Source organism: Streptomyces fildesensis (assembly GCF_016107395.1).
Lineage (GTDB): Bacteria > Actinomycetota > Actinomycetes > Streptomycetales > Streptomycetaceae > Actinacidiphila > Actinacidiphila fildesensis.
Genome location: NZ_JAAIKO010000012.1, coordinates 1 through 26,217 on the forward strand (window position 1 = coordinate 1; position 26,217 = coordinate 26,217).

Sequence of the window (26,217 nt, forward strand, 5' to 3'; positions counted from 1 at the left end):
GATCCTCGACTCCCTCGCACGCTTCTGCCGACGGATCTCCGGCGCAGGACACTAGCCAGGCCTGGCAGTTGCGGTACTTCCTGCGGATCCCTGAGGACGGTCCGGCCGACGCCGGGCGGGCTCGCGCGCTGTACCACCCGTAGCGCCGGGCGCGCCCCTGAGCACGGCGGGCGCGTGACCGGATATGGCCAGACCGGTGATGGCGGACCGGGAGAGTCTTACCTGGTAGAGGGTCGTTCGGCCCGCCCGAACCCGTGGAACCAGGAGGGCCCCGTGAAGGCGCTCGATCAGAAGGAACAGGCGCGTGTCCTGCGCGCCCTGCACGCTCAACCCCCGCTGGTGTTGCCCAACGCGTGGGACCCGGGCTCGGCGGTGGCGATCGAGGCGGCCGGTGCCACCGCGATCGCCACCACGAGCGCGGGGGTGTCGTGGGCGGTGGGAGTGCCGGACGGGGGCGGCATGAGCCGCGCCGCCGCTCTCGACGCCCTGCGGCGCATCGTCGCCGCGGTCTCCGTTCCGGTGACCGCCGACATCGAGGCGGGATACGGCGCGACCCCGCAGGAGGTGGCGTCGACCATCACCGCGGTCCTCGCCACGGGTGCCGTGGGCGTCAACATCGAGGACAGCCCCGGTGTACGGGGCGAGCCGCTCCTCGACCCGGCCGCACAGGCCGATCGGCTCGCCGCCGCCCGGGACAGCGCGCGGGCCGCGGACGTCGATCTGTGCATCAACGCCCGGACGGACACCTACCTCGCCGGAGTCGGTGCGCCGAGCGAACGGCTCGCAGCCACCCTGGCCCGCGCCGAGCGGTACGCCGCGGCCGGAGCGGACCTGCTCTTCGTTCCCGGCCTCATCGATCCCGAGGCGATACGCGCACTCGTCGACGGGCCGCTGCCGATCAATGTGATGGCGCACCCGGGGGCGCCGACCGTCGCGGAACTCGCGGCGCTCGGTGTCGCACGCATCAGTGTGGGTTCGGCCGTCGCCCAGGCCGCCTACGGTCTGGCGGCGGACGCGGCGAGGGAGTTGCTCGGTTCCGGCACCTACGTCTCGCTCGAAGCGGCGATGGGTTACGGGGAGCTCAACGACCTGCTGCGCTGACGGTCCGCTTCAGCGGCTGTCGGACGGGGCGGTGCGTGGTGCCTGGTGGCGGTCCCCGACGAGAAGGTGGACCGTCGCCAGCGCCCGCCACGGACGCCAGGGCGCGGAGACGGCATCGAGATCAGCGGACGAGTCGGGTGAGCCGGGTGAATCGGATACTTCGAGTGAGGATGCGAGCTGTTGCACCGCTCGCCGTACGTCCGGGTCTCCCGCCGGGAACGCGTCGCGTGCGCCGAGGCGCAGGGCGACATGGTGCGCGGCGGCGGCGCCGAGGCCCGGGACCGTGACCAGCGATGCCACGAGTTCCGCCAGTGGTTCGCCGCCGTCGAGGTGGACGGACCCGGAGACCACCGCCCGTGCCAGGGCACTGACGGTCCCGCCGGCTCCGTCCGGCAGTCCGTACGCGTCCGGGGGCACGTCCGCGAGGGTCCCAGCCGACGGGAAGGCGTGGGTGAGCCCGTGTCCGAGTCCGTCGACGGGCGGCCCGTAGGCGCGGGCCAGCGCGCCGAGCGCGGCGCGGGCCCGCTGCGCAGGCAACTCCTGGCGGAGCACCGCGTGCACGGCGACCTCGAACGGTCCCCACGCTCCCGGGACACGTACCCCCGGGCGGGAGGTGATCAGTGGACCGAGTGCGGTGTCGGCGATGAGCTGCGCCGACGGGAGGACCGGGTCGGCGTCGATACCCACGAGCCGGGCCGCCCGTTCCACGACATGGATGACGCCCTCCCAGTAGGGCAGGTGCGCTCGCAGTCGGAGGTGATCGGAGCCTCCTGGCCCGATCTCGAGCATCCCGGGCGCCCCGTCGAGCGCGATGGTCCGCCGGTACCGGCCCGACTCGATCGACTCGACACCGGGGACCGCTCGTTCGGCGAGGAAATCGAGGGTGGCGTCCCAGTCGTAAGGAGCGGTGAACGGCATGCGCAGGACGAGTCCGCCGTCGGCGGTGAGCCGGTCTCCGCGCCGCCGCCGGTCCCGCAGATCGCTCGGCGCGGAGCGGAACACCTCCCGGATCGCCCGGTTGAACTGGCGCAGGCTGCCGAACCCCGAAGCGAAGGCGACCTCGGCGATCGACAGGTCGGAGTCGTCGAGCAGCCGCCGGGCGAAGTGCGCACGCCGTGAGCGGGCGAACTGGTCCGGTGTCACCCCGAGGTGGTCGTGGAACATCCGCCGCAGATGGCGCGCGGACACGCCGAGCCGGGCGCCCAGCGCCGCCTCGTTGGCCTCGTCCAACGTGCCGCCGATGATGAGCTGGACGGCCCGGCAGACGAGTTCGGGAGTGTCGTCGGCGACGGTGCCGGCGACACGATAGGGGCGGCAGCGCAGACAGGCCCGGTAGCCGGCCGCCTCCGCGGCTCCCGCCAGTTCGAAGGTGCGGACGTTCTCGGCGTGCGGCTTGGCCCCGCAACCCGGCCGGCAGTAGATCCCCGTGGTCCGTACAGCGGAATACGTAGTCACCTGCTCAGGCTCGCATCCGCAAGGGGCACGGGCCAGCCGGATCCGGACATGATGACGCCGCTGTCCGGCCGGGGTGCAACCAGGCGTCTCGCGGTCTCGTCTCAGTGATCCAGTAGCCGGAGACACTTCCAGGAGATTCGATGAAGGCTTTAGTGCGTCTCGCGGTGGCCGGCATGGCCGCGGCGGGACTCGTCGTCACCCTGTCGGGTTCGGCCTCGGCGGTGCTCGGCGGCAAGCCCGCCACGACCGACACGTACCCCTATCTGATCGCGATCGAGACTCCGGACCACCAGGAGCTCTGCACCGGGGCACTGATCGCTCCCGCCAAGGTGCTCAGCGCGGCACACTGCTTCGACGCCATGGACGTGACCGGCCTGCGCTTCATCGGCGGGCGTACCGACCTGGGCACCACGAAGGGGCAGGTCCGGCACGCGGTGAAGGTGAAGGTCCACCCGGACTACCAGGGTTTCGCGGGTGATTACGACGCCGCGGTCGTCACGCTCGACAGGGCGCTGCCGTACAGGACCGTTCCGGTGGCCCGGCCCGCGGATTCCGCCCTTTACGGCTACGGGCGCCCGGCCACGGTCCTGGGCTGGGGGCGGACAGGAACGGAGACCGCCGTGGCGAACAGCGATGCGGCCGCCGCGGGTCGCCGGCTGAAGGAGGCGACGCTCAAGCTGGCGCCGATGAGTGACTGCGGCCCGTGGTCCTCCACCTCGGCCGTGAAGATCTGCGGGCTTCCCCGAAGTGCCGTGCCGGAGAGCGTCTGCGCCGGGGACTCCGGTGGACCACTGATCGCCGGTGGCCGCGTTATCGGTATCGTGAGCAGCGGCAACAAATACTGCACCCCGGATAACGCCTACTCCACGTTCTCCCGGGTGAGTTCGGTGGCCGCCGGTCTCGGACTCCTCACACGGTCTCCTTGAGCAACGATAAAGAGGAATTGCGGGCGAGGTCTGCCGCGTTCCGCCTCCTGTCCCCGCGCGAAGTCGGGGCAGGGGGCAACCTTGGAGAGCCGGTGCGGGTCTTTACCCATGGCCGCGCCGAACCGGTACGGCCGCGACCCGCATTGGGCCTGCGAGCGAAAGAGGCTGCATGCTCCGCGTTCACTTCACCCCCCACGACCTGCAGAACATTCGAATTGCCCAGCATCCCGACCCGCTGTGGGAACTGGTGTGCAGTATCTGTCGTCTGCAGACCAGACAGGGACCGCTTGATTTCGGCCATTGGCGCGGCACGGCATATGAACGGCTGCGCAGAGATCCCGTCGTGAAGGGGGCGCTGCATCTGCTGCGGTTATTGATCCCCGCTTCGGGCTACATTCCGGACTTTCTCACACCGAGCAATACCGGCGGCGAACTGTTCGCCGGCCTGGACCAGGTGCGCGGCACTCCCCGAGGACAACTGAACCGCGAATTGACGCGGCTTGCCGAGTCCCGTCCGGTCCCGGTCTGGGCCACCACGATGGGCCGGCCGGGAGCCGACGGGCTCGTCCCGCTCACCAAAGCGCTCGCCACCTACCACCGGGCGCTGTTGCAGCCCTTCTGGCCGCGTATCCGGACCGCCGTTGACAACGATATCGGCCGGCGGGCGAGCACTCTGCTGGGAGGCGGCACCCAGGCGCTGCTGGAAGGACTGCGCCCGCTGGCGCGATGGAACTCCCCGACGCTGGAAGTGGATTACCCGGTCGACCGCGACCTGCACCTGGCGGGGCGTGGGCTGCTGCTGGTGCCCTCGTACTTCTGCTGGGGCCGGCCGACGGCTCTCGCGGACCCGGGCCTGACGCCGGTGCTCGTCTATCCGGTGGCGAAGGTGCCGCTCGACGGAGAGGGCGCGACGGAACAGGGACTGGTGCGCCTGCTGGGCAGGACCCGGGCAGCGGTACTGGCCGAGGTGGCCAACCGGAACGCCCGGACCACCTCCGAGGTGGCCGAAGCCGTCGGCGTCACCCTGCCCAGCGTCAGCTACCAGATCGGGGTACTGCGGGACGGCGGGCTCGTGGCCAGCCGCCGTGACGGCAAGTACGTTCTGCACACGGCGACCCCGCTGGGCCTCCGGCTGTTGGGCGGGGGAACGCCGGGCCTGGTCGACAGTCCGCTCCCGCAGGGCCCGTTTAGCCTGTGCTCGAAATGATTGCCCGTCCGCCCGCCCCGCCGCATGCTGTCCCCGCACCGGCAAGGTGATGGTGCACCGGCAACGGTCTTCGCGGTGATGTTCCCCGCGTCCCTTCGGCCGATGCCGCGGCAGTGCAGAAACGGCAGCGCAGGAAAGGTCTCTCATACAGTGAATGTGACTACCAGGCCGAGGCTGCCACGGTGGCTTCTGCTCCTCTCCGTCCTGCTGGCGATGGTGGCGACCACGACGCTCGGCGCGGCCCCGGACGCCCGTGCCGACTATCCGAATCCTGATCCGGGGGACCCGGTCTGCGGGCCCAGTTGGGTGGTGATCTCGGCGTACGGCACCGAGGAGGACACCACGCACCAGGGCGCGGGGATGGAGTGGGGTTCCAGCGGAGTCAACAGCTGGTTCATCGCGGGGATCGTCCAGTCCCTGCACGACAAGGGCGTCCAGGACCAGGCGATCAAGGTCCGTAACCTCAAGTACCCGGCGTCACTGATCTCCCGCCCGTGGCCCGGCGGCCTGCCGGACTACTGGACGGGGCTGGGCATCGGCCGTGACCGGCTGGCCAGCGAGGTCAACTTCTACGCGGGGTGCGCCAACCATCCCCATCTGATCCTGCTGGGCTATTCGATGGGCGCGCACGTCGTGAAGTCGGCGCTGCAGCTGCCCGTCGTGCAGTCCCACGCGGACACCATAGGCGCCGTGCTCACGGTCGCCGACCCCAGCCGCAACAACGGCCAGATCGGCATGGCCCAGGCCGGTGCGATGCTCACCATCAACCCTGACTTCAGCACCGGCACGGCCGCCGTCGCCGACGGCGGGCTGCTGGGGCGGCTGAATGTTCCGGGAGCCTTCGCCGGATTCATCGGCGACGGCCGGTACTTCGACGTGTGCCGCACCGACGACCACGTCTGCAACCGCCCGGGCCCGCCCAGCACGGACGACCTGGCGCAGCAGTTCGCGTACAGCCTTCCCGCGCACACCCAGTACGGCGCCGGAGACCACGGCGCGACGGCGAACCGTATGGCGGCCAAGGCGGTGTCCACCGCGGTCAGCTTCGCCGCATCGGGCGGATCGGACCCCAACCCCAACACCCCGTGCGCACCGCACACCGACACCGACCCGATGGGCGCCGCCGCCATCGCGGCCGCCTGCTCCGTCATCGCGCAGGACACCTGGTACACCTGGGGCGGCGGGCACAGCGTCTCTCCGCCGCAGGCGACATTCGGCTCGGTCGACCAGTCCGACCCCGTCCGCAGTGCCAACGACCCGTACCGCAAGGGCTTCGACTGCTCGGGATACGTCCGCTTCGCCTACTACAAGGCCGCCGGGTACGACATCATCGGTGACCGTACGGCGGACTCGGCGTACCGTGCGCCGTGGTCGGTGCGGTTCGGTCCTCCCATGGGTGAGAGTGTGTTGCGGGCCGGGGACATCGTCTACTTCGGCACCTCCGCGAACATCCATCACACCGCGATCTATCTGGGCACCGGGCTGATCGCCGAGGCCCCGCAGTCCAACGAGAAGATCCGGGTGTCACCCATGTCCAACCACCACGACTACATGGGCGCGGTCCGGCCGTCGGGCTCCGGCAGCGGGGGCGGCGGAGGCGTCGGCGGTCCCAACTCCACCTGGGGCACGGACGTCCGCACGCACACCACACCGTCGACGTCGGGCCCGGTGTACACCACGCTCAGCGGTCCGACGGCGATCCGTATCGACTGCCAGAAGCACGCCCAGTCGGTCACGGCCGAGGGTTACACCAACGACGTCTGGTCGCATCTGCCCGACATCGGCGGCAGCTGGGTCTCCAACATCTATGTCCGCGGACCGGCCTGGCTCCCCAACATCCCGGCCTGCGACGGTTCGTCGCCGGGCGGCGGTGCCCATTCCACCTGGGGCACCCATGTCAACATCCGGGCGATCCCGTCGGCCTCCGGCCGGCTGGTGACCACGCTGGCCGGTCCGACGGACATCGGCATCTCCTGCCAGAAGCACGCCGAGTCGGTGACGGCGTCGGGCATCACCAACGACGCGTGGAGCTTCCTGCCCAACTACAACGGATGGGTGTCGAACATCTTCGTCAAGGGCGCCGCATGGCTGGTCGACGTCCCCACCTGCGGGGGCGGCAGCGGCGGGGCCGTGGGCGGTGATCACATGACGTGGGGGACCAATGTCTACCTGCACACCGCTCCGACGGCCACGAGTGCGCGGGCGGACCTGCTTCCCGGCCCGACGGCGGTGACGATCGACTGCCAGGTGCACGGCCAGTCGGTGACGGCCGAGGGCATCACCAACGACGGCTGGAGCCATCTCGCCGACCGCCAGGCGTGGATCTCCAACATCTATGTCAAGGGTGCCGCCTGGCTCGACGGCGTACCGGCCTGCGACGGTGATCCGGGCAGTCCGGGTGGCGAGACCCACGGAAACACCCGGACGACCTGGGGCGCCAATGTGCGCGTCCACCAGGACGCCGCCTCCGGGTCCGGGGTGGTCGCCACGCTGGCGGGGCCGACCCAGGTGACCGTGGTGTGCCAGAAGCACAGCGAGAGCGTCACCGCCGACGGCTACACCAACGACGGCTGGAGCCGGCTGGCGGACCAGCAGGGCTGGATCAGCAACATCTACATCAAGGGACCGGCCTGGGACGACTCCCTGCCCACCTGCTGACAACGGAGGACCGAACACCTGACAACGGAGGACCGAACACCTCACAACGGACGAACGGCTCACGGACCCGGCAGTCAGGTTGCCGGGTCCGTGAGCCGTTCCGTCCGGAGGAACGGGACTCAGCAGCTCAGGTTGTTGCCTGCCGGGACACCGAGGATCTGGACGAAGCGCTGGTAGGCGTCGATCCGGCTCTGCACCTGGGCGGGGTTGCCGCCGTTGCATTCGATGCTTCCGTTGATGCTACGGATGGTCTCGCCGAAGCCGGCGCCGTTCACCATGGCGTTGTGCGGGGTCATGGTGCCGGGGCCGCTCTGGGTGTTCCAGTACCACAGGCCGGTCTTCCAGGCGACGGACGAGTCGTTCTGGACGAGGTTGGGGTTGTGGAGCAGATCGATGCCGAGTGCGTCGCCCGCGGCCTTGTAGTTGAAGTTCCAGCTCAGCTGGATCGGACCGCGGCCGTAGTACGCGGCCTGGCCGGCGGGGCAGCCGTAGGACTGGCTCGCGTCGCAGTAGTGGGGGTAGTTGGCGGTGTTCTGCTCGACGATGTAGACGAGTCCGCCGGTCTCGTGGTTGACGTTGGCCAGGAACGCGGCGGCTTCCTGCCGCTTGACGGTGTCGCTCCCGGTGTTGGCGAAGCCGGGGTAGGCGCTGAGGGCCGCGGTCAGGCCGCTGTAGGAGTAGAACGAGTTGCGGCTCGGGAACATCTGGTTGAACTGGGACTCGCTGACCGGGAAGCCGCCCTGGCTGGGCGGTGTGGTCGGCGATCCGCCGCAGGTGTACGGCTCCCAGTACCAGGTGCTGATGGCCGGGTCGTAGCCGGGATTGTCGTGCTCGGCGCGGTACGCGTTGCCGTCGGTGTACTTGACGACGTCACCGGTGACGTAGGCCCGGCCCGCGACCCACGCGGGGTAGTCGCACGATCCGGTGCCGCCGGTGGTGCCGCCGGAGCCACCCGAGCTGCCGCAGGCTCCCTGGTCGGCCCAGACCGCCGCGTTGCCGGGTGTCTCGTTCTGGGTCCACCACTTCGCGGACCAGTTGTGACCGTTGTAGGACGCGGACAGTCCGCCGGTGTACACCGTGGAGGAGTTCCACGCGGTCGTACACTGCGCGGCGGAAGCGGTGGACGCCAGCGGTACGAGGACCGCCAGTCCGACCGCGACGATCAGAGCGGTGAGGAACGCCATGATCCGTTTTCTTGACACGGGGCCACTCCTAGTGGGGGATCGAGTGGGGATAGCCCTGCACTCAACCCGATTGGTCTGGACCTGTCAAGGTCTGGACCAATAGTGCGCGAGGTCGGAGCGGTTCTCCAACGAGCCGCTGCCGGGGAGTGGTTGGCGGCGGCTGCGGTAGCCTCCTGGGCAGTGACCGCAGAACGATCGACGGGACCGTGACCGGAGCAATGGCGTCAGAAGGCAGTGCGCGGCATCCGGCGGGCCGTACGGCGTTGGTCATCAAGGTTCCGGAGGCGGAACCTCTGGTGGGGGAGTGGCGGCGGCGGTTCGACCCCGCCGCGGGGACCGGGGTCCCGGCGCACGTGTCGGTGCTCTACCCGTTCCTGGACCACCCGCGGATCGATGGTTCCGTCGCCGAGGCCCTGGGGGAGTCACTGGGCGCTCACGCCCCGTTCGAGTTGGCCTTCCGTCGCTGCGGACGCTTCCCTGCGATGCTCCATCTCGTCCCCGAGCCGGACGGCCCCCTCCGGGCGCTCACCCGTGGCGTCGCCGACCGCTGGCCGGAGGCGCAACCGTACGGAGGCCGGTACGCCGACGCGGCACCGCATCTGACCGTCGCCTACAGCCCGGATCCGGGCGTGTTCGACACGATCGAGGCCGATCTGACGGCCGGGCTTCCCTTCACGACCCGCGTCACCGCGGTGCAGCTGGTCGTCTGGGACGGCGCCCACTGGCACGACGCGGAGACGTTCCCGCTGCGCGGCTGACCATCCTGACCGGGATCCGGCCGCTGGGCCGAACGGGTCACTCCGTCAGACAGGGGCAGGACGTCACACTCTCCAGATTCACCGGGCAGCCGTTGTCCGGGCCTCTGACGCAGGCGCCCTCTCCGCAGCACGAGCAGTTGCCGCATGAGGTCGACAGCAGCCGCGGCTGCCGGGACATCTGGGACGGGCCGTTCACATCACGTTGTTCATCCACAGTGGACTGGATACCACCGGTGCCCGCGGTCCGCCCGTCGTCGGCCGCGGAGCGTGCGGGTGCCGAATGGCGGCGGGGGCGTGATCGTGGAGCCGTGGCCGGGGAGGAGACCCAGCGATCGCAGACCGGGCCGCGGTGACGAACCGGCCGGGTCGCGGCCCGCCCGCACGGTAGTCACCGGGTCGCGGTCGTCATGCGGCGAGGGCGGGCAGGGTGACGCCGGTGAGGCGTTCGGCTTCCGCCCACAGCCGGGCGTTGGCCGTGGTGTCGAGGGCCCGGCGGGTGGTGCGTGCGGTGGTGGTGGGGCCGACCAGTCCGAATCGTCCGCCCGGTCCGTAGTAGGCGGCGGGAGTGGCGTCCGGGCTGGTGGCGGCGTACAGCAGCGGCTCGGCGCCCTGTTCGACGCCCTGCGACGGCAGGATGGCGAGGCTGTTGAGCAGCGAGCGCTTCGGCTTGTCGCGGCCCAGGGTCGCGCCCGCCGTCTGGAGGTTGGTGCGCGCGCAGGCCGGCGTGCTCGAACGCAACGTCTCTCCGAAGGTCACCGCGGAGTACAAGCGCAGCGCGATCACCAACGTGGGTGAGCTGGCCCGGATGGTGCGGGAGCGGGTGCCCGAGCTCGCAGAGCACGACGCCGTACGGTTCGCCGGTGCCACCGTCATGGTGACCGGCGCGACGTGGACCCACTCGCAGCCGTCAGCCGCGATGCTCGCCGTCTACGAGACCGATCCCGAGCCGGCGGCGATGCGGCTGGACTTCACCGACACCCTCCGCCAACTGCTCGAGGTGCTGCTCACGGGCCTGCTCGCCCGAGCGTCCGGCTGAGCCGGGGCGGTCGGGCCGATGCGGCCGATCCGGGGCTTCACGCGGGGCAGCCGGCGTCGGCGATGACGAAGTAGCCGGTCGGGGCCTCCTGGAGGGTGTGGGTGGTGAAGACGTTGTCCAGGCCCATGTTCTGGCCGGAGCCGTTGGCATAGGCGTAGCCACCGCTCTGGTGGGCGCGCCCGGCCGCGACCTGGTGGTAGTTGTCGGTGGTGAAGCACCGGGGCGCGGCCCCGGTGGTCGTCGCTGTGACCGTCGCCGAGGCGGCACCGGCGGCGCCCGCGGAGTCGACCGCGGTGACCGTGTAGCCGTAGGCGGTGCCGGCGGACAGCCCGGTGTCGGTGTACGACGCCGATGCGGTGGATCCCACGACGGCACCGTTGCGCCGGACGGTGTACGAGGCCGCGCCGTCGACCGCGTTCCAGGCCAGTGACGCGGAGGTGCCGGTGGACCCGGTGACCCGGACACCGGTGGGAGCGGGCAGGGAGCCGGGACCGCCGGGGGAGCTGTCCAGGCCCCAGAACGTGGCCGTGTAGTAGCTGGAGCAGACGGTGTCGAGGAAGTAGGCGCCGGCGGTACCGCACTGATCGGTGCCGGATCCCGGTTGCACGGCGAGACCGTGGCCCATGCCGGAGATCGAGTACAGCGCCACGGCGGCTTTGCCCGCGCTGTCGTTGTAGGTGCTCAGCGTGGTGCCGCCGGGCAGGTTCCGGGTGCTGGACGCGGTCTGGCCGATGCTCCAGACGTCGGTCCACTGGTCACGCAGCTCGGTGGCGTTCACCGGTCGGACGGTGGTGTCGGACGTGCCCTGCCAGATCGCGACGCGCGGCCACGATCCGGTGTACCCGGGGAAGGAGCCGCGGACCTTGTCGCCCCACTGGGCGGGCGTGAGGTTCTGGGCGGCGTTCTGGCAGGAGGAAGCCGCGGCCTGGGTGGTGGCGCACTGGGCGGGCAGCCCGGAGTCGACGGAGCCGCCCGCGAACACCTCGGGGTAGTCGGCGAGCAGATCGGCCGCCATGCCGGCGCCCGCGGACAGACCGGTGATGAAGACCCGGTGGCTGTCGGAACCGAGCTGCGCCGCGGCGTGGTTCACCATCTGGAGCACCGAGGCGGCCTCACCGCGCCCGCGGGTGTCCTTCGTCGCGTCGAACCAACTGAAGCACGACAGGACGTTGTTGGCCGTGCCGGTCTGCGGGTAGACCACGGCGAAGCCCCACAGGTCGGCGTACTTCTGCCAGCCCGAGTGCGTGTGGTAGTCGCTCGCGGTCTGCGTACAGCCGTGGAGGGCGACGACCAGCGGGGCGCCGGCGGGCAGGTTCGCCGGCGTGTACTGGTACATCGTCAGATTGCCGGGATTGGAGCCGAAGCCGGTGACCTGCTGATACGTGCCGGCCGCCGCGGCAGCCGGCACGCTCGTCAGTCCTGCGGTGAGAAGCCCGAGAACGACGATCAGGGTGAGGCGTCGGAAGATGCCGCGCAGGCGGGGTGCGGTCATGACGAACCTGCCAGTTCCACGAGGTGTCGGGCCACCGTCCTGGCGCCTTCGTCCCCGATGAGGATGGTGTAGTGGTTGGTGCCCGCCAGCTTCAGCGGGGTGACGTTCGGGTGGTCCAGGCCGGCCGCGGCCAGCCGCTCCTCGTCGTACAGCCCCTGCGGCTCGTCCATCAGACCGCGCTCGGCCCACAACAGCCGGGCCTGGCCGGGCAGCTGGTGAACGGCGGCCAGGACGTCCTCGGAGAACAGGTCGACACCGTCGGTGCGGACCGCCTCGATCCGGCAGGAGGACCGCAGTTCCGGCTCCTGCCCCACCAGATCGCGCTGGACGTAGGCGTCCACCCAGGGCTCCCAGGACGCGCCGAACGCCGGATGCGCCTGCCAGAACGACCGGTAGGTGTCGCGGTCCGGGAAGGTCATCGACAGACGGCTCATGGCCGGTCCGATGACCGCCGTGATCAGCTCGTCGGGTGCCAGTTCCAGCGGTGCCGGAAAGCCCACCGCGCCGTCCACCAGCAGCAGGGAGGGGAACCGGTCAGGGTGGCGTACCGCGGCCACGGCCGCGACGAAGGCGCCCATGGAGTGTCCGGCCAGCACCACGCGGGGCGCACCGACCGCCGCCATCAGGGCTGCCGCGTCATCGGCGTGGCGGGCGATCCCGTACGGTCCCGGCAGCGCGGCACTGCCCGCCCGCCCGCGCAGATCGGGGGCGAGCAGGGTGACGCGGCCCGCCAGATGATGGGCGACGCGCGCCCAGGACAGGGCGTTGCCGGTGATCCCGTGCAGCGCCATCACCACCGGCGCGTCGGGCACGGCGGCCGGCCAGCGCAGTACGGCGAGTTCCCCTCCTTCCACGGCGACGGTGAACTCCTCGAACGTTTCCGCCTCGACGGCGGGGGTGGGATTCTGCGTCATGACGCGGGGATCTCTTTCCGTTCGGCGGGCTCGGCTTCTGTCATGGTGCGCCCGGTGGCTCGTGAGGACCAGGTGACGCGGACCCGTTCCGGCAGCCGCACCACACCGCCGGGCAGCAGGTACACGACCGCGACGAAGACGGTGCCGAGCAGGAACAGCGGCTGGGAGAGCGGGACCCGCAGCACCGCGGGGAGGCCGGCCACCGCGCCGGACCCGGCCAGGTCGCCGAGGCGGTGGTCGGCCCAGGTGTAGAGGACCCCGCCGACGAGCGGTCCCCAGCGCGATCCGGAGCCGCCCAGCACCACCATCACCAGGAGCGACAACGTGAAGTTCGACGTGGTGGTCTGCGGGGTGGCACCGCCGGTGAGCAGCAGATAGACGATGCCGCCGAGCGCCGCCAGGGCGCCGGACAGGGTGAACGCCACGAGCTTGAAGCCGTAGGGCCGCAGCCCGAGCACCTCCACCCGGCGCTCGTTCTCCTTGATGCCCTCCCAGACCCGGCCGGTGGGCGAACGCACCGCGCAGTGGACGGCGGCGAGCGTGACGACCAGGTAGGCCAGGGCGATCCAGTACAGATTGACGGTGTGTTCGATGCCCACCAGGGAGGCGGGCAGCCGGTTCGCCGGGACGGCCCGCCCCTCCTCCCCGCCGGTCAGGCCGCCCGGGTCGCGTGCGACGAGGATCGACCCGGCCTGGGCGAACGCCAGCGTCACCATGGAGAAGCCGATGCCGCTCACCCGCAGCCCGACCGCTCCCAGCAGCGCGGCCAGCGCCGTGCCGAAGAGCAGCGCCAGGAGCGCCGAGGTGACGAACGGCAGCCCGGCCTCCAGCATGATCGTATTGGTGGCGTAACCGCCTGCGGCGAAGTACAGGGCATGGCCGAAGGAGAGCAGTCCCGTACGGCCCAGCAGCAGGTCGTATCCGGTGGCCAGGCCCCCGAAGACCAGGCACAGGGCCAGCAGTTGGAGACTGCCGGGGCTGCCGATCGGACCGTCCAGCAACCCCGGCAGGGGCAGTGCGCTGTACGGTGCGGCGAGCAGCGCGAGCAACAGGCCGGCCGGCCACCAGCGGATGAGGTGCCGGCCGCGTCGGCCATGGCCGGCAGCGGTGTCGCAGTGCTCGCGAACGGGGTCCTTCGGCTGGGTCGTGGTGGTCACGCGAGTCTCCCGGTGAGGCCGCGCGGCCGGGCGAGGAGCAGCGCGGCGAGCAGCACGACGACGGCGAGGTCGCCGAGTCCCGCGGTGGTGTAGTAGTTGGCGAACTGCTGGACGAGGCCGACGGCGACCGAGGCCAGCGCGGCGCCGGTGATCGAGCCCATGCCGCCCATCACGACCACGACGAAGGCGAAGATGAGCAGCGAGGTGCCCTGGCCGGGGTCGACGGAACCGAAGTACAGACCGCCGAGGGCGCCCGCCAGCGCGGCCGCGGCTCCACCGATGGCGAAGACCAGCGTGAACGCTCTGCGGACGTCGATGCCCAGTGCGGTGACCATGGCCCGGTCCTCCACTCCCGCGCGGACGACCAGACCGTGCCGGGTGCCGCCGAGGAAGAGTTTCAGGGCGGCGAGCACGACCACGGCGGCGCCCGTCAGGACCAGGCGGTTGACGGGGATCTGGGCGCCCAGCAGTCCGAAGGTGCCCGACAGCGCCCGCGGTCCGGGGAAGGGGCGGGCGTCGGCCCCCCAGATCGCCGAGAGCAGCGCCGGAACCGCGAGTCCGACGCCGACGGTCGCGAGGACCTGTTCACGGGGACGCGCGTACAGCGGCCGGATCAGGGCCAGTTCGAGGAGCACGGCTGCCAGGGCCCCCGTGGCGGTCCCGAAGGCGACGGCCAGGACGAACCCGAATCCGCCGGACCCGGCTGCCGGAAGATGACCGGACGCGGCCCACCAGGTGCCGTAGGCGCCGATCGACAGCAGCGCGCCGTGGGCGAAGTTCAGGACGTCCATCAGACCGAAGATGAGGGACAGCCCCGACGCGACGAGGAAGTACAGCGCCCCCAGCCCGAGTCCGGTGAGTGCGAGCAGCACGACGGTGGACATCAGACGCCGCCCTCCTCGGTGCGCACGGCCCCGGCCGGTGCCGCGCCGTGCCGTCCGACGCCCAGGAGACGGCGCATGGCGTCGGCGTCGGCCAGCAGTTGGGCGGCGGGGCCGCGGTACGACGTGCGGCCGTCCGCCAGTACGACGCAGTGCTCGGCGAGCCGGCGCACCATGGCGAGGTTCTGCTCCACGAGCAGGACGGGTACGGCCTGCGCCGCGCGCTCCAGCACCTGGGCCACCTCGGTGACGACCTTGGGCGCGAGGCCCTTGGTCGGCTCGTCGGCGATGATCAGCCGGTTCCCGTTGAGCAGGGTGCGTCCGATCGCGACCATCTGCTGCTGTCCGCCGGAGAGGGTGCCGGCCGGCTGCCGGGCACGCTGCCTCAGTTCCGGGAAGAGCTCGTGCACCAGGCCGTAGGCCGGTTCGCCGGCGCCGCGCCGCTCGGCGAGCCGCAGGTTCTCCGCGACGGTGAGACCGGCGAACACCCCGCGGTCCTCGGGTGCGTAGCCGATGCCGCGGCGGACCAGCGTGTGGGTGGCCAGCCGGATCGTCTGCTCGCCGTCGAGCAGGACGCTGCCGGTGCGCGGGACGAGTCCGAGGATGCCGCGCACCGTGGTGGTCTTGCCCGCGCCGTTGCGGCCCAGCAGGGCGGTCACCCCGGCGGCGGCGACATCGAGGTCGACGCCGTGCAGGATGTGCCTGCCGCCGATGACGACCCGCAGCTCACGCACCGTCAGCAAAGGGGTCTCGGATCCGTTCACAGCGCCTCCCCGAGGTAGGCCTGCTGCACGGTGGCGTCGGCCATCACCGCTTGCGGGGTGTCCAGCGCCAGGAGGGTGCCGTGGTGCAGCACCGCGAGCCGGTCGGCCAGGCCCAGCAGCACCTCCATATGGTGTTCGACCATGAGGACGGTGCGCCCCTCGTCACGGTGCAGGGAACGGATCAGGTCGGTCAGCGCCGGGACCTCCTCGGCGCTGACCCCGGCCATCGGCTCGTCCAGGAGCATCAGCCGCGGTTCCCCGACCAGCAGCACCGCCAGCTCGAGTTGGCGTTTCCCGCCGTGCGACAGGCTCGCCGCCGGTGACTCGGCGCGCTCCGCCAGACCGGTGCGCTCCAGCACCGCGTCGACCTGCCGCCCGTAGCGCGCCGCGCGCCGCCAGATCCGGTAGGAGCCTCCGGTGGCCGCCTGCGCCGCCAGCCGTATGTGGTCGGCCACCGTCATCGCGGGCCACAGGCTGGAGGTCTGGAAGGTACGGCCGAGCCCGCGCCGGGCCCTCGCCGGCACGGACTCGGCGGTGATGTCGGCACCGTCGAGCTCGATGGTGCCCTCGGTGGCCGGGACGAGACCGCTGATGAGGTTGAACAGCGAGGTTTTGCCGGCCCCGTTGGGGCCTATGAAGGCGAGGAACTCGCCCTCGCGCACGTCGAAGGAGACGTCCTGGACGATGGTGGCGCCGCCCACGGTCCAGCCGACGTCCTGGAGCCGGAGCACCGGAGCGGGGAGTGTGCCGTGCCCCGCGTCGGCGCCCAGTGGTGCGGGGATCGTGGAGTGCACTGGGATCAGCCCGCCATCGGCTTGGCCGGGGGCGTGACCGCCGCCATCGGCAGGGTCGTGAGCAGGTGCGGCCTGGCGGCCGCGGTCGGCCCCGTCAGCTGCGCGGTGAACATCGGCTGCAGCAGCGCGTGGTCCTGGGCGCGGATCCGCTCGCTGCCCTTGGGCCCGTTGAACGTCCAGTCCTCCAGCGCCTTCGCCATCGCGGCGGTGTCGGTGGCGCTGCCCGCCTCGATGGCGTGCACGATCATCTGGGCCGCCGTGAAGCCGTCGGGACTGAACAGGTCGGGCGTTCCGCCCGCCTTCGTGATGCCGTCGAGCATCGCGGTCTCCACCGGGTTGGCGGCCGCGCCGGGGAAGTAGTGGGCCAGGAACGACACTTTGCCACCGGCGGGACCGAACACCGGGTACGAGGCGGTGCCGGCCAGCCCGGTCACCACCTTCGCGGCGTCCAGAACTCCCTGCTGGTTCAACGCCGTCCACAGCGCCGGGGCGGAGGCGCCGGCCCACGCCACGAAGACGAGATCCGGCTTGCCGGCCTTCACCTGCTGGGCGAACGGCGTGAGGTCACCCGCGCCGGGCGGCGCGAGCACGGAGCCGACGCGGGCACCGCCCGCACCCAACACGGCTTTCACGGCCGCCACGTTGGCCTGACCGAACGCGGAGTTCTGCGCCAGCACCGTCACCTTCTTGCCCCGGGAGTCCCCGAGCAGCGAGCCGGCGGTGAGGATGTCCTGGTAGGACTGGCGCCCCGAGCGGAAGGTGTACTTGTTGATCCCGGTCACCGCGTCGGTGGCCGCGGGACCGCTGATGAACAGAACGTGGTTCTGCGCCGCCAGCGGCGCCATCTGCAGGGCCACTCCCGAGTCCGTCGTCCCCGCCAGGATCCTGACGCCCTTGCCGAGCAGGCTCTTGGCCTCGGCGACGGCCTTGGCCGGATCGCCCGCGTCGTCCTGCTCGGTGACCTCGACGGAGTGGCCGCCGACCTTGCCGGTGCCGTGCGTGGCATAGGCGAGGCCCGCGGTGAAGCCTTCCCGGTACTGCTTCCCGTAGGCCGCGAGCGGCCCGCTGCGGGAGTAGACGAGTCCCACTTTGACGGCGGCGGAATCCGCGCCGTCCGCGGCCGGACCGCCGGCCGTTCCCGCGGCACTGCACCCGGCCAGCACCGCGCCGACGGCCAACAGGGACAGCCCCCGGAGGAATCTGCTGCTCGTGGTGCGCGATGTACGCAAACGCATGGTGACCGGCTCCCGCAGAGGTGATGGGTTGCGCAAACCGTAGGAGCGCCGCGCCGCACCGGACATGTGGAGGAGCCACCCTCCCGCCGTGCCGGGAATGGGGGAGAGAGACATGGCGTGTCGACGACCGTCCTGGTGATCAGCATGTCGACACCGTGGCGCCGGGGCGGATCGAGCACCGATTCGCAGGACGTGACGCCGCCGACGCGGGTCGTATCGTACGGGTGGTGCCGCGCGTCGTTCCGGGCGCGTCGGGGAATGATTCCCCTAGCATGAACACCAGTTGAAAGACCGATCCCGCTTTCCCTTCCGTCCTGTTCCGTCGCCGTATGAATCAACCGGGGTCGGACGACGGCCTCCGTTTTCGAGTTTCGAGTTTCGATTTCGATAGGAGGGACACCGTGAACCAGCGCGGATCGGTGCTCCTGGAATGGCTCACCAACAAGCTCGGGCCCAAGCATTCCGTTCCCGCTCCCGGCGGACCGCCGCCGATGGAGGGGAACACCCGCTCCACGGAGGGGAACCTCCGGTTCACGGCCGACTTCTCCTCGCAGGAGCAGTGGGTCGCCGGGCATTCGTGGGCGTATCCGGACGGCGGGCCGGTGAATCCGGGAGACGACAAGCTCGATCACCTCGTGCCCGATGCCGACTACTGCCGCAGCGGATCGTTCCGGGCGACCCGCCGTCCCGACGGCAACTGGAACACGGGCCTGCTGACCACCGAAGGCAGTGCGGAGGAATTCACCCTCCGTACCGGCGACATTCTGGAGACCCGGGTCAGGCTGCCCGAGGCGATCGGGGCCTGGCCGGCGATCTGGACGTGGCGGGACGGTGGAAACGAGATCGACGTATTCGAATACCACCCCGACAATCCGGATCTGCTGGAATTGTCGAACCATGTCAGGGGCGCCCACCGCTCCTACACCGACGCGTCGATCCATCCCGGTGCCTGGGTCGATCTGAAGGTCGAGTTCCGTGCGAGATCCGTCGTCTGGTGGGTCAACGGAACGCGGGTCTTCGCCGACGGGAAGGGCGTGGGCCGCAACTGGCATGCCTACCTGATCGTGAACCTCTCGGTCTGCGGCGGCCGCTACCACCCGGCGCCGGAGGCGGACGTGACGGCCATGTCCTACGAGGTCGACTACCTCCGCGTCCATACGTCCGCGCGCGCCTGAGCGACCTGGGGATTTGGACGGAGATGGAAAGGACCGGACCAGCCTGACGCCGGTTGATCCGGCCCTCCACCCGCCGCCCCCGAAAACACTTTGCCGGGCGGTCGGCGGGTGGGGGAGGCTTCCGGTCATGTCCGACAACGATCCGAGCACGTCACAAGGGGTGGCCGACCTGTTCTCCCACGGGAGACTGGTAGCGATCCCGCGCAAGACCGCCCGCCGCGAGCAGCTGCTCGTCCACCTCACGGAAACCCTGTTCGAGCGGGACCGGGAGTACACCGAGCGGGAGGTCAACGAGGCACTGCACACGGTGCACGAAGACAGCTCGGCGCTGCGGCGCTATCTGGTAGAGGGCGGCCTGCTGGCCCGGACCAGGGACGGCGCGAGCTACCGACGGGTCCACTGACCGGGGCCGGTGCACGCCTGGCCGCGAGTGCGTGCGGCTGGAGCACGCGTACGGCGATGCTGTGTCGCTCGACGTCTACTGGCTGGAGGCCGGGACAGCGAACGCCCGCGCCACCGGATTCCCGGTGACGCGGGCGAGACCACTGAGTTCAGGACCGACGGAAGCCGGTGCTGTCAGGCGCGTTCTGCTGTGAGGGCTTCCATTTCGCGGTCGACGGCGAGCTGGTGCTCCTCGGCGTCCTCCCTGGCCTTCTTGGGGCTCCATCGTCCGGACATCACGAAGATGAACGGAAGGAAGAGCACCTGGCCGCCGACGCACACCCACCACCAGGTGCGCCACTGGCCGGGGCCGTCCTTGGCGGCCTTCTGGACCTTGGGGCCGTACTCCTGCAGCAACTGCAGCTGGGGTTGCGCCTTCTGGACCACCGCGAGGTCGGCGGGTCCGACCTCCTTCACCGCGCGTGCTGTGAGGTCCGGCGGGATGGCGGTCGGCGGGAACTTACCGAGTTCGGCGAACAGCTCCTGGTGCGCGCCGACCACGGCGAGGGCCGGGCCCGCCTGGACCTGGGCCGCCTGTACTTCGGCACCGTGGTCGACCAGCGGGGTGACGGCCGTGACGAGGACCGGGATGAAGGCGGCGGAGACCGCGACGACGGCCCGGATGATCCAGCCCCAGATGGCCAGGCCGGTGGCCGTGGCGGCCGGGTTGTGCCTCTCCACCGTCTCGGTGAAGCTCGCCATCCACGGTGCGTAGGCGAACCCGGCGAAGGCGCCGATGCCGATGAACAGCCAGGCGAACGTGTAGTAGTCGGTGCCCGGATGCGTGGCACGCATCGCGAACGCGGCGGTGACCATGATCGAGCCCAGCGCCCCGACGACCATGAACGGCTTGCGGACCCGGAGCCGGTCCGACAGCAGGCCGGCCACCACCAGGGCGACGGCGTTCGCGGCCCAGTACCAGTTGGCCACCGCGTTGGCGCGCTGCTCGGTGTAGCCGAAGACGGTCGCGAAGAAGACGACGAAGTTCCCGACCGCGGCGAAGTACAGCAGCAGGTAGACGCTGATGGCGAACGCCGAGCCGACGACGTCCAGCCGGAGCATCTGGCGCCAGTGCCCCTGCTGGACGGCCTGCGGGTCCATGCCCTTGGCGCGGGCCTCGACCAGGGCGCGGTCGCGCAGGCTGACCATGATCTGGTCGCGGAGCGCGGGCGAGAGCTCGCGCAGTGCGAACAGCGCGATGACGAAGACGACGAGTCCGGAGGCGCCGGAGTACCGCAGTTCGTCCTGCCAGCTGGCTGTGTCCAGGGTGTGACTGGTGACCGTGGTGACGACGAGGCTGCCGATCACCGGGCCCATCGTCCAGTACCCCATGGCGGTGGCCCGCCCGAGCTGCGGGGAGAAGTCACGGATGAGCGCGGGGGTGGCGACCAGGACGACACCCTCGATGAAGCTCACGCAGGTGAAGAGCACCAGGTACATGCCCTTGGAGGAGGCGTTGGGCAGCCCGAACAGGACGAGCAGCGCGGCGATCAGCAGCCCGTAGACGACCATGTTGGCCCGCCCCCAGCGGTCCGCGAGGCCGGCGGCCAGTGATGCGAAGGCTCCCACCGCGTTGCCGACGACCGAGACCCAGATGAAGTAGCTGTAGGTCATGTGGAAGTGCGCGATGATCGAAGTGGCGACCGCGTACTGGATGTACAGCATGTAGTACAGGACGACGGTGGTCACGACGACGATCGCCAGGTACCCCATACGGCGGCCGGTGGCGGGATAGTGCGCGAGGTCGCGGTGCCACAGGCGGGCGGCGAGGCCGGGCCGGGGTCTGGCGGACGGTTCGGGGACGGCGTTGGCGTCGTCGTGCAACGACGGGGGCGTGGCCATGCGGCTCCTCCTGGATACGGATGTGCCGAGCGGAGCGCCTTGGGAGGGCGTGGCCAGAGGGTAGTACCGACCAGTCGGTACGGCCTAGATGTGTGCACGAAGGATTCGAACCCGTTCGACACGGCGCGACGGTCTCGTCGAGCGCCGGGTCCGGCCGGTGCGGAGTTCAGCTCTCCGGACTGCCGACCCGGCCCCTGAGGAACGGGGCCAGGGAGTCCTGGAGTCGCTGGTCATGGGCCGCCGGTATATCGGCCGCCGGGGGGTCGGCCGCCAGGTCGTCGGCAGCCGGGTCGTTTGTCAGAACTGCCAGAGCACGCCGTGGTTGGCGATCGTCATGACCAGCAGGATGCCGAGGTCGGCGACGCCGAGGGCCAGGCCGAGCAGGGCGCGGCCGCGGCGCTGGGTGCCCTTGGCGAGTGCGGTGCAGGCCAGCGCGATGGCGCAGGGGCCGAGTACGAGGTTGAGGACGAGCAGGCCGGGCAGGCCGAGCAGGAACGAGGCGACGGCCATGCCGTCGGCGTCCTTGCGCTCCCGGGTCGAGTGCGTGGCGGGCGAGGCGAGCTGGGTGTTGATGGCGTTCATGGTGTTTCCCCCTTGCTGGTTGGTGTGGAACCGGGTGGTTCTGCTGGTCAGCGGTGGTTCCGGACGCGGGCGATGCCCTCGCGGACGCCGAAGGCCAGCAGCCAGGCGACGATCAGGGCCGACGCGATGGTGAAGACCGAGAGCGAGGTGTGGGCGGCGGCGCCCATCAGGATGCCCATGGCCATGAGGAGTACGACGAGGCTCATCTGCGGTCCCTCCTTGGGGAGTTGGGAAATTCGGGTAACAACTGTTCACTGAGTGAGAGTCTACCCTGGCAAATTTCGGAGAACAGATGTTTACTGAATGACATGAGTCACACCCTCGGCGTCCGACAGGCCCGTAAGCAGCAGACCCGGCAGGCCCTTCTCGATGCCGCGCTGGGCCTGCTGGAGCACCAGAATCTGAGCAGTCTCGGGCTGCGCGAGGTCACCCGGGCAGTGGGCGTCTCGCCCACCGCGTTCTACCGGCACTTCCAGGACCTGTCGGATCTCGGGGTCGCCCTGGTCGAGGAGTCGCTCGGCAGCCTGCATTCGGCGATCCAGGCGGCGATGGCCGAGCAGCGGGATCCGGACCGGCTGATCGACCGCACGGTGGAGATCATCGCCGGCCATGTCCTCGACCACCGGCCGCACATCCGCTTCATCGCCCGTGAGCGGCACGGCGGCGTCCGTCCGGTGCGCGAGGCGATCGCCACCCAGCTGACGCACTTCGCCGACGAGGTGGCCGCCGGCCTCGCCCTTCAGCCCGTCTCCGACGGCTGGACGGACGATGACGTGCGGATGCTCGCGGAGCTCTATGTGGACCACATGGTGACGACCGCGTCCCAGTTCCTGGAGGCGACGCCGGAGGACGAGGAGCGCATCACCTCCACCGCACGCCGCCAGCTGCGGGTCATCAGTCTCGGCCGGCGGCACTGGCTCGACTCCTGAGACGGTCCGCAACCTGGTGTTCTTCGTGAGGAATACCTATATTTGGTGTATAAAGCCCAGCGCCTGCCCCCATGGCTTTCGGCTCCAGTGCCCACAGGCCGGCGGTACGGCGGCCCGGGCGGACTGGAGGTTTGTCATGCGTAAGGTCGCCGACTGCCGGGACATGCCCAGCGAATCCGGTTGCACGCTGACCATCGCCGGCGAGGAGGAAGAGGTCGTACGTGCGGCGTCCGAGCACGCCGCGTCGGTCCACGGACACGCGGACACCCCGGAGCTGCGCGAGATGGTCCGCGGAAGCCTGAAGGACGAAGCCCCGCAACACGTCTGAACGCGCGGACCCGTTTGAACGCGTGGACCCGCCCGAAGCCGTGGCCCCGTCCGAAACCGGGGCCGAGGTCCCGCACCACCAGCACTGCCGGACTCCGCCGCACTGACCTGCGGCGGAGCCTCCGTATGCCCGCCCCATGGTGACGGAGGATTAGGCCGCACGGGTTACGCATGGTTTCCGGATTTGCGGACAGATGCGCGGAGGGATGCCGTCCGGTTGGCCGCTCGTGTGCTGCGGACGCCGGACGGTCGCCTTAGTGTCGGATAACAGACCGTCACAAGACCGCACAGCCCAACACAAACTGCAGGAGCCTTCATGCCGGAGCTGTTCATCGGCGGCCAGTGGACCGCCGCCTCCGACCGGCAGGTGCGCGAGATCCGTTGTCCGGCGGACGGCAAGCTGGTCGCCACCGTCGACGAGGCGGGTCCCAAGGACGCCGCCGCCGCGGTGGGCGCCGCACGCGAGGCGTTCGACAACGGGCCCTGGCCCGGTACACCGGCCGCCCAGCGCGGCCGGCTGCTGCTGCGCGTCGCCGACCTGCTCGAGCGCGACAAGGCCGCCTTCGCCCGCGCCGAATCCCTGGACACCGGGAAACGGCTGGTCGAGAGCGAGTACGACATGGACGACATCGCCAACTGCTTCCGGTACTTCGGCAATCTGGCCGCCTCGGGCGGCACCGACCGGGTCATCGACACCGGTAACCCGGAGACGGACAGCAGGGTGGTGCACGAGCCGGTCGGCGTCTGTTCCCTGATCACCCCGTGGAACTACCCGCTGCTGCAGACCGCGTGGAAGGTGGCCCCCGCGCTCGCGGCCGGCAACACCTTCGTGCTCAAGCCCAGCGAGCTGACCCCGCACACCGCCATCCTCCTGATGGGGCTGCTCAAGGAGGCCGGGCTGCCCGACGGCGTCGCCAACCTGGTGCTCGGCGCCGGGGCCGTCGCGGGAGCGCCGCTCAGTACGGACGAGCGCGTCGACCTGGTGTCCTTCACCGGCGGGCTGGTCACCGGGCGGCACATCATGGCCGCCGCCGCGCCCACCGTGAAGAAGATCGCCCTGGAACTGGGCGGCAAGAATCCCAACATCGTCTTCGCCGACGCCGAGTTCGACACCGCGGTCGACTTCGCCCTGATGGCGGTGTTCCTGCACTCCGGGCAGGTCTGCTCGGCCGGCGCCAGACTGCTGGTACAGGACGAGCTGCACGACAGATTCGTGGACGAGCTGGTGCGACGGGCCCAGGAGATCCGGCTCGGCGGCCCCTTCGACAAGGACGCCCGCACCGGCCCGCTGATCTCCGCCGCGCACCGCGACAAGGTGGAGGCGTATGTCGCGGCCGGCCTGGCGGAAGGGGCGGTGCTCCGCTGCGGCGGTGCGCGGCCCGAGGACCCGGAGCTGGCCAACGGCTACTACTACCCGCCGACCGTGCTGGACGAGTGCACCCCGGGCATGTCCGTGGTCCGCGACGAATCGTTCGGCCCGGTGCTGACGGTCGAGCGGTTCCGCGACGAGGCCGAGGCGGTCGCGCTCGCCAACGACACCGTCTACGGACTGGCCGGAGCGGTCTGGACGCAGGACGGCGAACGTGCGCACCGGGTGGCCGCCCGACTGCGCGTCGGAACCGTATGGATCAACGACTTCCATCCCTATGTGCCACAGGCCGAATGGGGCGGTATGAAGCAGTCCGGCGTCGGCCGTGAACTGGGCCCGGCCGGACTGGCCGAGTACCAGGAGGCCAAGCACATCTGGCGCAACACCGCGGCGCGCCCGCAGCGGTGGTTCGAATGAGCGCCCCCGGCCCGGCCCCCGAGCCGGTGAGGGGCGAGATCGACAACGACGCGGCGCTCACCGAGCTCGGCTACAAGCCCGGACTCAAGCGCACGCTCGGCAACTTCCACACCTTCGCCGCCGGCATCAGCTACATCTCCATCCTGACCGGTACCTTCCAGCTGTTCTACTTCGGTGTCAGCTTCGGCGGGCCTGCCTACTGGTGGTCCTGGCCGATGGTCTTCATCGGACAGCTGATGGTGGCGCTGTGCTTCTGCGAACTCGCCGCGCGCTTCCCCGTCGCGGGCTCGGTCTACAACTGGGCCAAGCAGACCGGCGGCCCGCACATCGGCTGGCTGGCGGGGTGGATGATGACGGTCGCGACCGTGGTGTCGCTGGCCGCCGTGGCCCTCGCCTACCAGCTGACGCTCCCGCAGATCTCCAGCTGGTTCCAGATCATCGGCGACGGCACCGGAAAGTACGACGCGGCTGCCAACGCCGTGCTGCTGGGCACGATCCTGATCATCTTCACCACCGTGGTGAACGCCTTCGGAGTGAAGCTGATGGCCACCATCAACTCCACCGGGGTGTTCATCGAGCTGATCGCCGCGGTCGTCCTGGTGATCCTGCTCGCCGCACACATCACCCGCGGCCCGAGCGCCATCATGACGACCGAAGGCCTCGGGCAGGGGCAGACGCTCGGCTACTTCGGCGCGTTCCTGACCGCCTCGCTCGCCTCGGCGTACGTGATGTACGGCTTCGATACCGCCTCCTCGCTCGGCGAGGAGTCGATCGACCCGGCCAGAAACGCTCCGCGGGCCATCCTGCGAGCCCTCATCGCCTCCTTCATCCTCGGCGGGCTGATCCTGCTCTTCGCGCTGCTGTCCACCCCTGATCTGCACGCGAAGGAGCTGTCCGTGGACGGGCTCCAGTACGTGGTGAAGGCCGTGCTCGGCGAAACGATGGGCCAGGCCGTGCTGTGGTGCGTGGTCATCGCCATCACCGTGTGCGCGCTGTCCGTGCAGACCGCGGGGCTGCGGCTGGCCTTCGCGATGGCCCGGGACAACAACCTGCCGGCCGGCCACAAGCTGGCCAAGCTCCACCACCGGTTCCAGACGCCGGTGCTGGCCACCTGTGTGATCGGGATCCTGGCGATCGCCATCCTGGTCGTCAACATCAACCAGCCGCAGATCTTCTCGGTGGTCACCAGCATCGCCATCATCATGATCTACGTCGCGTATCTGCTGGTCACCATGCCCATGCTGGTGCAGCGGCTGCGCAGGAAGTGGACACCGTCGACCGACCACTTCTCGCTCGGCCGCTGGGGCCTGCCGGTCAACATCCTGGCCGTGCTCTGGGGCACCGCGATGACCGTCAACCTGCTGTGGCCGCGCGCCGAGGTCTACAACGCCACCGGCCCCCAGCACTGGTACCTGCGGTGGGGCGGTGTCCTGTTCGTCGGAGCTGTCGCCCTCGGCGGCTTCGTCTACTACTGGTTCGTGCAGCGCAAGAAGACCGGCGTTCTCGCCGAACACGCCTTCGGCGCGGAGCCCGCACCGGTCCACGGCGGGCCCTGACACGGGCCGCACGACCG

General features: G+C 70.4%; 25 protein-coding genes. 12 read left to right on the plus strand and 13 right to left on the minus strand.

The window, feature by feature from the left end:
- Positions 1-273: 273 nt before the first annotated feature.
- The gene (locus C6N31_RS18600) at positions 274-1,101 is read left to right on the plus strand and encodes an isocitrate lyase/PEP mutase family protein (RefSeq protein WP_138351387.1); all 828 of its coding nucleotides are present in this window, start codon (positions 274-276) and stop codon (positions 1,099-1,101) included.
- A 9-nt stretch (positions 1,102-1,110) separates the two neighbouring features.
- Here the strand turns inward: C6N31_RS18600 and C6N31_RS18605 are convergent, their stop codons facing one another.
- Positions 1,111-2,556: an AlkA N-terminal domain-containing protein gene (locus C6N31_RS18605; RefSeq protein WP_138351388.1), complete on the minus strand. Its 1,446-nt coding sequence runs from the start codon at positions 2,554-2,556 to the stop codon at positions 1,111-1,113.
- A 140-nt stretch (positions 2,557-2,696) separates the two neighbouring features.
- On the opposite strand from C6N31_RS18605, the gene C6N31_RS18610 reads away from it, so the two are divergent.
- The 3 genes from C6N31_RS18610 (at position 2,697) to C6N31_RS18620 (ending at position 7,347) form a co-directional block, all read left to right on the plus strand.
- On the plus strand, positions 2,697-3,482 hold the full coding sequence (locus tag C6N31_RS18610) for a S1 family peptidase (RefSeq protein WP_198357871.1): 786 nt from the start codon (positions 2,697-2,699) through the stop codon (positions 3,480-3,482).
- Positions 3,483-3,651: 169 nt separating this feature from the next.
- On the plus strand, positions 3,652-4,689 hold the full coding sequence (locus tag C6N31_RS18615; RefSeq protein WP_138351390.1) for an ArsR/SmtB family transcription factor: 1,038 nt from the start codon (positions 3,652-3,654) through the stop codon (positions 4,687-4,689).
- Positions 4,690-4,845: 156 nt separating this feature from the next.
- Entirely contained in the window at positions 4,846-7,347 is a 2,502-nt protein-coding gene (locus C6N31_RS18620) for an NlpC/P60 family protein (RefSeq protein ID WP_187144732.1), read from the plus strand.
- 119 nt (positions 7,348-7,466) lie between these two features.
- Here C6N31_RS18620 and C6N31_RS18625 read toward each other — a convergent pair whose 3' ends face one another.
- Positions 7,467-8,531, minus strand: a complete 1,065-nt coding sequence (locus C6N31_RS18625) for a glycoside hydrolase family 19 protein (RefSeq protein WP_232485387.1) — start codon at positions 8,529-8,531, stop codon at positions 7,467-7,469.
- Positions 8,532-8,749: 218 nt separating this feature from the next.
- On the opposite strand from C6N31_RS18625, the gene C6N31_RS18630 reads away from it, so the two are divergent.
- Positions 8,750-9,289 (plus strand): 2'-5' RNA ligase family protein, encoded by a 540-nt coding sequence (locus C6N31_RS18630; protein WP_138351393.1) that lies wholly within the window; start codon positions 8,750-8,752, stop codon positions 9,287-9,289.
- A gap of 405 nt (positions 9,290-9,694) precedes the next feature.
- On the opposite strand, the gene C6N31_RS18635 is transcribed toward C6N31_RS18630, so the two are convergent.
- Entirely contained in the window at positions 9,695-10,027 is a 333-nt protein-coding gene (locus C6N31_RS18635; RefSeq protein WP_232485407.1) for a Rossmann-fold NAD(P)-binding domain-containing protein, read from the minus strand.
- Between C6N31_RS18635 and C6N31_RS18640 the strand changes: the two genes are divergently transcribed.
- Complete coding sequence (locus tag C6N31_RS18640) at positions 10,014-10,325, plus strand: hypothetical protein (RefSeq protein WP_138351394.1); 312 nt, start codon at positions 10,014-10,016, stop codon at positions 10,323-10,325. The two genes, C6N31_RS18635 and C6N31_RS18640, sit on opposite strands and share 14 nt — an antisense overlap.
- Before the next feature lie 37 nt (positions 10,326-10,362).
- On the opposite strand, the gene C6N31_RS18645 is transcribed toward C6N31_RS18640, so the two are convergent.
- Genes C6N31_RS18645 through C6N31_RS18675 form a run of 7 tightly spaced genes read right to left on the minus strand, consistent with a single transcriptional unit; the run spans position 10,363 to position 17,562 of the window.
- The gene (locus C6N31_RS18645) at positions 10,363-11,817 is read right to left on the minus strand and encodes an extracellular catalytic domain type 1 short-chain-length polyhydroxyalkanoate depolymerase (protein WP_138351395.1); all 1,455 of its coding nucleotides are present in this window, start codon (positions 11,815-11,817) and stop codon (positions 10,363-10,365) included.
- Positions 11,814-12,731 carry an alpha/beta fold hydrolase gene (locus C6N31_RS18650; protein WP_138351396.1) on the minus strand — a complete coding sequence of 306 codons (918 nt, stop codon included), beginning with the start codon at positions 12,729-12,731 and terminating at the stop codon, positions 11,814-11,816. The genes C6N31_RS18645 and C6N31_RS18650 overlap by 4 nt, the downstream gene beginning before the upstream one ends.
- Positions 12,728-13,888, minus strand: a complete 1,161-nt coding sequence (locus C6N31_RS18655; RefSeq protein ID WP_307811474.1) for a branched-chain amino acid ABC transporter permease — start codon at positions 13,886-13,888, stop codon at positions 12,728-12,730. Before C6N31_RS18655 ends, C6N31_RS18650 begins: the two co-directional genes overlap by 4 nt.
- Complete coding sequence (locus C6N31_RS18660; protein WP_138351398.1) at positions 13,885-14,772, minus strand: branched-chain amino acid ABC transporter permease; 888 nt, start codon at positions 14,770-14,772, stop codon at positions 13,885-13,887. The genes C6N31_RS18655 and C6N31_RS18660 overlap by 4 nt, the downstream gene beginning before the upstream one ends.
- Positions 14,772-15,533, minus strand: coding sequence for an ABC transporter ATP-binding protein (locus tag C6N31_RS18665; protein ID WP_138351399.1), 762 nt, complete (start codon positions 15,531-15,533; stop codon positions 14,772-14,774). The genes C6N31_RS18660 and C6N31_RS18665 overlap by 1 nt, the downstream gene beginning before the upstream one ends.
- Positions 15,530-16,327, minus strand: a complete 798-nt coding sequence (locus C6N31_RS18670) for an ABC transporter ATP-binding protein (protein WP_244808973.1) — start codon at positions 16,325-16,327, stop codon at positions 15,530-15,532. The genes C6N31_RS18665 and C6N31_RS18670 overlap by 4 nt, the downstream gene beginning before the upstream one ends.
- A gap of 5 nt (positions 16,328-16,332) precedes the next feature.
- Positions 16,333-17,562 (minus strand): substrate-binding domain-containing protein, encoded by a 1,230-nt coding sequence (locus C6N31_RS18675; protein ID WP_138351400.1) that lies wholly within the window; start codon positions 17,560-17,562, stop codon positions 16,333-16,335.
- 491 nt (positions 17,563-18,053) lie between these two features.
- Here C6N31_RS18675 and C6N31_RS18680 point away from each other — a divergent pair, with 491 nt between their 5' ends.
- Both C6N31_RS18680 and C6N31_RS18685 read left to right on the plus strand, forming a co-directional pair.
- Positions 18,054-18,737 carry a glycoside hydrolase family 16 protein gene (locus tag C6N31_RS18680; protein WP_138351601.1) on the plus strand — a complete coding sequence of 228 codons (684 nt, stop codon included), beginning with the start codon at positions 18,054-18,056 and terminating at the stop codon, positions 18,735-18,737.
- Between the two features lie 127 nt (positions 18,738-18,864).
- Positions 18,865-19,140 carry a DUF2087 domain-containing protein gene (locus tag C6N31_RS18685; protein ID WP_198357872.1) on the plus strand — a complete coding sequence of 92 codons (276 nt, stop codon included), beginning with the start codon at positions 18,865-18,867 and terminating at the stop codon, positions 19,138-19,140.
- Positions 19,141-19,313: 173 nt separating this feature from the next.
- On the opposite strand, the gene C6N31_RS18690 is transcribed toward C6N31_RS18685, so the two are convergent.
- The 3 genes from C6N31_RS18690 to C6N31_RS18700 form a co-directional block, all read right to left on the minus strand.
- Positions 19,314-21,020 carry an MFS transporter gene (locus C6N31_RS18690; protein ID WP_138351402.1) on the minus strand — a complete coding sequence of 569 codons (1,707 nt, stop codon included), beginning with the start codon at positions 21,018-21,020 and terminating at the stop codon, positions 19,314-19,316.
- Positions 21,021-21,317: 297 nt separating this feature from the next.
- Positions 21,318-21,602, minus strand: a complete 285-nt coding sequence (locus C6N31_RS18695; RefSeq protein ID WP_138351403.1) for a DUF4190 domain-containing protein — start codon at positions 21,600-21,602, stop codon at positions 21,318-21,320.
- 47 nt (positions 21,603-21,649) lie between these two features.
- A complete protein-coding gene (locus C6N31_RS18700) occupies positions 21,650-21,808 on the minus strand; it encodes a hypothetical protein (RefSeq protein WP_187144730.1) in 159 nt (52 codons plus the stop codon).
- Between the two features lie 102 nt (positions 21,809-21,910).
- Between C6N31_RS18700 and C6N31_RS18705 the strand changes: the two genes are divergently transcribed.
- The 4 genes from C6N31_RS18705 to C6N31_RS18720 all read left to right on the plus strand — a co-directional run bounded on the left by C6N31_RS18705 (position 21,911) and on the right by C6N31_RS18720 (position 26,200).
- On the plus strand, positions 21,911-22,531 hold the full coding sequence (locus tag C6N31_RS18705; RefSeq protein ID WP_138351404.1) for a TetR family transcriptional regulator: 621 nt from the start codon (positions 21,911-21,913) through the stop codon (positions 22,529-22,531).
- A gap of 136 nt (positions 22,532-22,667) precedes the next feature.
- The gene (locus tag C6N31_RS18710) at positions 22,668-22,859 is read left to right on the plus strand and encodes a DUF1059 domain-containing protein (protein ID WP_138351405.1); all 192 of its coding nucleotides are present in this window, start codon (positions 22,668-22,670) and stop codon (positions 22,857-22,859) included.
- Between the two features lie 315 nt (positions 22,860-23,174).
- A complete protein-coding gene (locus C6N31_RS18715; protein ID WP_138351406.1) occupies positions 23,175-24,644 on the plus strand; it encodes an aldehyde dehydrogenase family protein in 1,470 nt (489 codons plus the stop codon).
- A complete protein-coding gene (locus C6N31_RS18720; protein ID WP_138351407.1) occupies positions 24,641-26,200 on the plus strand; it encodes an APC family permease in 1,560 nt (519 codons plus the stop codon). The genes C6N31_RS18715 and C6N31_RS18720 overlap by 4 nt, the downstream gene beginning before the upstream one ends.
- Positions 26,201-26,217: the final 17 nt, after the last annotated feature.

Excerpts from the sequence above, each read along its gene's own strand:
- C6N31_RS18610 (WP_198357871.1), top strand. The coding sequence starts at position 2,697 with ATGAAGGCTTTAGTGCGTCTCGCGGTGGCCGGCATGGCCGCGGCGGGA.
- C6N31_RS18615 (WP_138351390.1), top strand. The coding sequence starts at position 3,652 with ATGCTCCGCGTTCACTTCACCCCCCACGACCTGCAGAACATTCGAATT.
- C6N31_RS18625 (WP_232485387.1), bottom strand. The coding sequence starts at position 8,531 with ATGGCGTTCCTCACCGCTCTGATCGTCGCGGTCGGACTGGCGGTCCTC.
- C6N31_RS18630 (WP_138351393.1), top strand. The coding sequence starts at position 8,750 with ATGGCGTCAGAAGGCAGTGCGCGGCATCCGGCGGGCCGTACGGCGTTG.
- C6N31_RS18645 (WP_138351395.1), bottom strand. The coding sequence starts at position 11,817 with ATGACCGCACCCCGCCTGCGCGGCATCTTCCGACGCCTCACCCTGATC.
- C6N31_RS18650 (WP_138351396.1), bottom strand. The coding sequence starts at position 12,731 with ATGACGCAGAATCCCACCCCCGCCGTCGAGGCGGAAACGTTCGAGGAG.
- C6N31_RS18660 (WP_138351398.1), bottom strand. The coding sequence starts at position 14,772 with ATGTCCACCGTCGTGCTGCTCGCACTCACCGGACTCGGGCTGGGGGCG.
- C6N31_RS18675 (WP_138351400.1), bottom strand. The coding sequence starts at position 17,562 with ATGCGTTTGCGTACATCGCGCACCACGAGCAGCAGATTCCTCCGGGGG.
- C6N31_RS18680 (WP_138351601.1), top strand. The coding sequence starts at position 18,054 with ATGGAGGGGAACACCCGCTCCACGGAGGGGAACCTCCGGTTCACGGCC.
- C6N31_RS18685 (WP_198357872.1), top strand. The coding sequence starts at position 18,865 with ATGTCCGACAACGATCCGAGCACGTCACAAGGGGTGGCCGACCTGTTC.
- C6N31_RS18690 (WP_138351402.1), bottom strand. The coding sequence starts at position 21,020 with ATGGCCACGCCCCCGTCGTTGCACGACGACGCCAACGCCGTCCCCGAA.
- C6N31_RS18695 (WP_138351403.1), bottom strand. The coding sequence starts at position 21,602 with ATGAACGCCATCAACACCCAGCTCGCCTCGCCCGCCACGCACTCGACC.
- C6N31_RS18700 (WP_187144730.1), bottom strand. The coding sequence starts at position 21,808 with ATGAGCCTCGTCGTACTCCTCATGGCCATGGGCATCCTGATGGGCGCC.
- C6N31_RS18705 (WP_138351404.1), top strand. The coding sequence starts at position 21,911 with ATGAGTCACACCCTCGGCGTCCGACAGGCCCGTAAGCAGCAGACCCGG.
- C6N31_RS18710 (WP_138351405.1), top strand. The coding sequence starts at position 22,668 with ATGCGTAAGGTCGCCGACTGCCGGGACATGCCCAGCGAATCCGGTTGC.
- C6N31_RS18715 (WP_138351406.1), top strand. The coding sequence starts at position 23,175 with ATGCCGGAGCTGTTCATCGGCGGCCAGTGGACCGCCGCCTCCGACCGG.
- C6N31_RS18720 (WP_138351407.1), top strand. The coding sequence starts at position 24,641 with ATGAGCGCCCCCGGCCCGGCCCCCGAGCCGGTGAGGGGCGAGATCGAC.